This window comes from Terriglobales bacterium, from assembly GCA_035624455.1.
GTDB lineage: Bacteria > Acidobacteriota > Terriglobia > Terriglobales > Acidobacteriaceae > DASPRM01.
Genome location: DASPRM010000110.1, coordinates 1 through 3,179 on the forward strand (window position 1 = coordinate 1; position 3,179 = coordinate 3,179).

Genomic DNA, 3,179 nt, shown 5'->3' on the forward strand with positions numbered 1-3,179 from the left:
AGGCTTGGTTTCCGCTCCCGAGCCAGCCAGGACGGAGGAAGGCACGCTTCACGTCAGGCAGGAACAGGTATCCGACGATAACCACGTCGGTGGCAGCACGGATGATTTGCCACGACGTGGGATGCGGAAACATCCGGAACACGCCCAAGACCAACCAGATTCCGGCGAACACCAAGGTCAACGTCCGCGCCCAGCTCCTTAGCGTCCAGACTCCCAGGCCCACCACTAGAAACAGAAGAGCGATCGCTAGAGCACCGATCCCCAGCGTGTCACTGAGCCTCAGCGTGAATCTCTGCACGAATGTGTCGCTCGCCGCCGCGGCCACCAAGCGCGCCCCCAGATGGCCGACACCCAGAATGGCTAATCCGGCAAGGGCATACACGGCGCTCCGGAGCCAGGTAAGGATCGCAATCGCAGTTACGCCCATGGGACGCATTTCCATGTCTCCTTTGGAAAGACAGACACACTGCCAGGCCTAAGGTGAGGTAAGGGCCCGCGAAATGCTGCTGTGCCTCTCCCGCGATTCCTTTGCGACCACACAACAGCTTTGCAAGCCCTTCCAGATTTTATTTTTCGAACTCTCGCAAGAAAGCGACAGCGGAGTGCTGCGGGAAGTCCGGAGACGAACAGCCGCCAAGGGCGAGATCCCGAATCAAGGGGAACCCCGCAGAAAGCGTGTGCAGTGTGAGACAACCTGCGCCCCTTGTCAAGATAGATGGCGATGATTTTACACTGAGGAACAACGTTAACTTCAACGCTTACTTAGGAAGACAATAATTGCATGGTACGCTGGGGCTTTTGCTATCATCCGTCAGTTGCTTCGGAGAAAGAGCTATGCCCATGGTGGAACCCCGCATGCCCGTGGCGACCGCGGCACAACCAGCCTCCGGCTACAAAAAAGCGCTCACCGTCGTCACCACGCTTTTCTTCATGTGGGGCTTCGTCACCGTCCTCAACGATGTCCTGGTTCCACACCTGAAGTCCATTTTCGACCTCAGCTACTTCCGGGTAATGCTCATCCAGTTTGCTTTTTTCTCGGCCTATTTCATCTTTTCCATTCCCTCCGCCAAACTCATCGACACGATCGGCTACAAGAAGACGATGGTGGCAGGCCTGCTCACGATGAGCCTGGGTGCCTTCCTGTTCATACCTGCGGCAAGCGTGCCATCTTATCCGCTGTTTCTGGGTGCGCTGATGGTGCTGGCCGCGGGTATCACCGCCCTGCAGGTGGCGGCGAACCCGTACGTGGCTGTCCTCGGACCGCCGGAGACAGCGTCCAGCCGATTGAATTTATCCCAGGCGTTCAATTCACTGGGAACCTTTATCGGTCCCTATCTGGGTGGACTCTTGATCCTCAGTCCGGCCCCGAAGAGCATGGAAGTCGTCCGCCAGATGTCGGCCGAAGCGCTGCAGGCTTACCGCGTGCATGAAGCTTCCTCAGTCAAGGTCCCCTATTTGGTCATTGGCCTCACCTTGTTTGCCCTGGCCATCGCCATTGCTTCCTTTCGCCTCCCGCCCATGCCCCAGGCCGAGCACCACGAAAAGGGAGGCAGCCGCCTGTGGCAATACCGCCACCTGATTCTGGGTGCGGTGGGGATCTTCGTCTACGTGGGCGCGGAGGTCTCCATCGGAAGCTTCCTGATCAATTATTTCAGCCAAAGCTACATAGGAAACATCACCGAGGCACAAGCGGCCAAGTATGTCTCCCTGTACTGGGGAGGGGCGATGGTTGGACGGTTCATCGGCTCCGCCATTCTACAGAAGGTTCGCACTGGGACCGTGCTAGGAATTGCAGCAATTGCGGCCGCTCTCCTGGTTTGCTCCTCGATGCTCAGTTTTGGCCATTTTGCTATGTGGAGCATCATCTTGGTCGGCCTCTTTAACTCGGTGATGTTTCCCAGCATCTTCACCTTGGGCATCGCAGGACTGGGCCCCCTTACTGGCGACGGCTCGGGTTTGTTGATCATGTCGATCCTGGGAGGAGCGATCATTCCGCTGGTTCAGGGCGCGCTGGCCGATCGCATCGGGATCCACCACGCCTTTGTGTTGCCGGTCATCTGCTACCTGTACATCGTTTTCTATGCTTTCCGCGGATCCGTGCCGAGGCAGACGACGTGATCGTCTTTTCGCCGAACTGCTTGCTGAACGAGGAAAGCGCGGTTCTTCCACGCGGATTGGCGGCCGCCGCCCGATGTTTGGCCGTGGGATATCGTTTACCTGGCCCCGTTTCCGGCATTTTTGCTGTGGTATCCTGAACCGCCTATGCCGGTAACCATGCGGGACATTGCCGAGGACTTGAATGTCTCGATCGTAACGGTTTCCAAGGTTCTCCGCAGTCAAGGCAATATCAGCGAGGCTACCCGGCGGCGCGTCCTGCGACGCGCCAAGCAGCTCAACTACCAGACCAACTGGGTCGCCCGCAGCCTAGTTACCCGCCGTACCTATACCGTTGGACTCCTCCTGCCCGATTTCACTCACTCTTTCTTTGCCGAGATCGCCAAGGCGGTTGCCGAAACCATCCGGCCGCGAGGCTACCATGCTGTCATCTCTTATTTCGAAGAAGATCCCGAGTTGGAGAGGATCGAGGCTGAGGCGTTAATGGCTCGTCAAGTGGACGGCTTGATCATAGCTTCCGCGCAGCCAGAAAAGAGCCTGTTCGACGGTATGCGGAAGCGCAAGGTGCCGTTCATCCTGATCGACCGCCCCATCGCCGGCGTCCGCGCCAGCTTCGTGGGAGTCGACAACGAGGCCATCGGGTTTCTGGCTACCAACCACCTGATTGCCCAAGGCTGCAAGCTCGTTGCGCACCTGCGTGGCCCCGATAACGGCATCGCTGCCGCGCGCCTGTCCGGCTATCGCCGCGCCCTGCGCGCCCATAAGTTAGAACCCCTAGCAGGACTCCTGGTGGACGCCAGTTTTGACGATCGCAGCGGCTACGAGGCCATGAGCAAGCTGCTGCAAACGGGCCCTGCCCTGGATGGCATCTTCTGCTACAACGATCCCGTTGCCATCGGCGCCATGCGCGCCATCATGGATGCCGGGCTGCGCATACCAACCGATGTCGCGGTGGCCGGGGCTGGGAATGTGCACTACTCGGACGTCCTGGCCGTGCCCTTGACCACCGTGGACCAGGATACCGTGGCGACCGGCAGGCGGGCTGCCGAGTTGCTGCTCCGGAA

At 59.0% G+C, this 3,179-nt stretch carries 3 protein-coding genes; 2 read left to right on the forward strand and 1 reads right to left on the reverse strand.

Annotation, left to right across the window (positions count from 1 at the left end; genetic code table 11):
- On the reverse strand, positions 1-436 hold a 436-nt coding region (locus VEG30_12230; protein HXZ80693.1), incomplete at its 3' end, for a DUF2127 domain-containing protein.
- Between the two features lie 398 nt (positions 437-834).
- Here VEG30_12230 and fucP point away from each other — a divergent pair.
- Both fucP and VEG30_12240 read left to right on the forward strand, forming a co-directional pair.
- A complete protein-coding gene (gene fucP, locus VEG30_12235; GenBank protein HXZ80694.1) occupies positions 835-2,118 on the forward strand; it encodes an L-fucose:H+ symporter permease in 1,284 nt (427 codons plus the stop codon).
- A 144-nt stretch (positions 2,119-2,262) separates the two neighbouring features.
- The coding region (locus VEG30_12240; GenBank protein ID HXZ80695.1) for a LacI family DNA-binding transcriptional regulator at positions 2,263-3,179 on the forward strand (917 nt) is incomplete at its 3' end.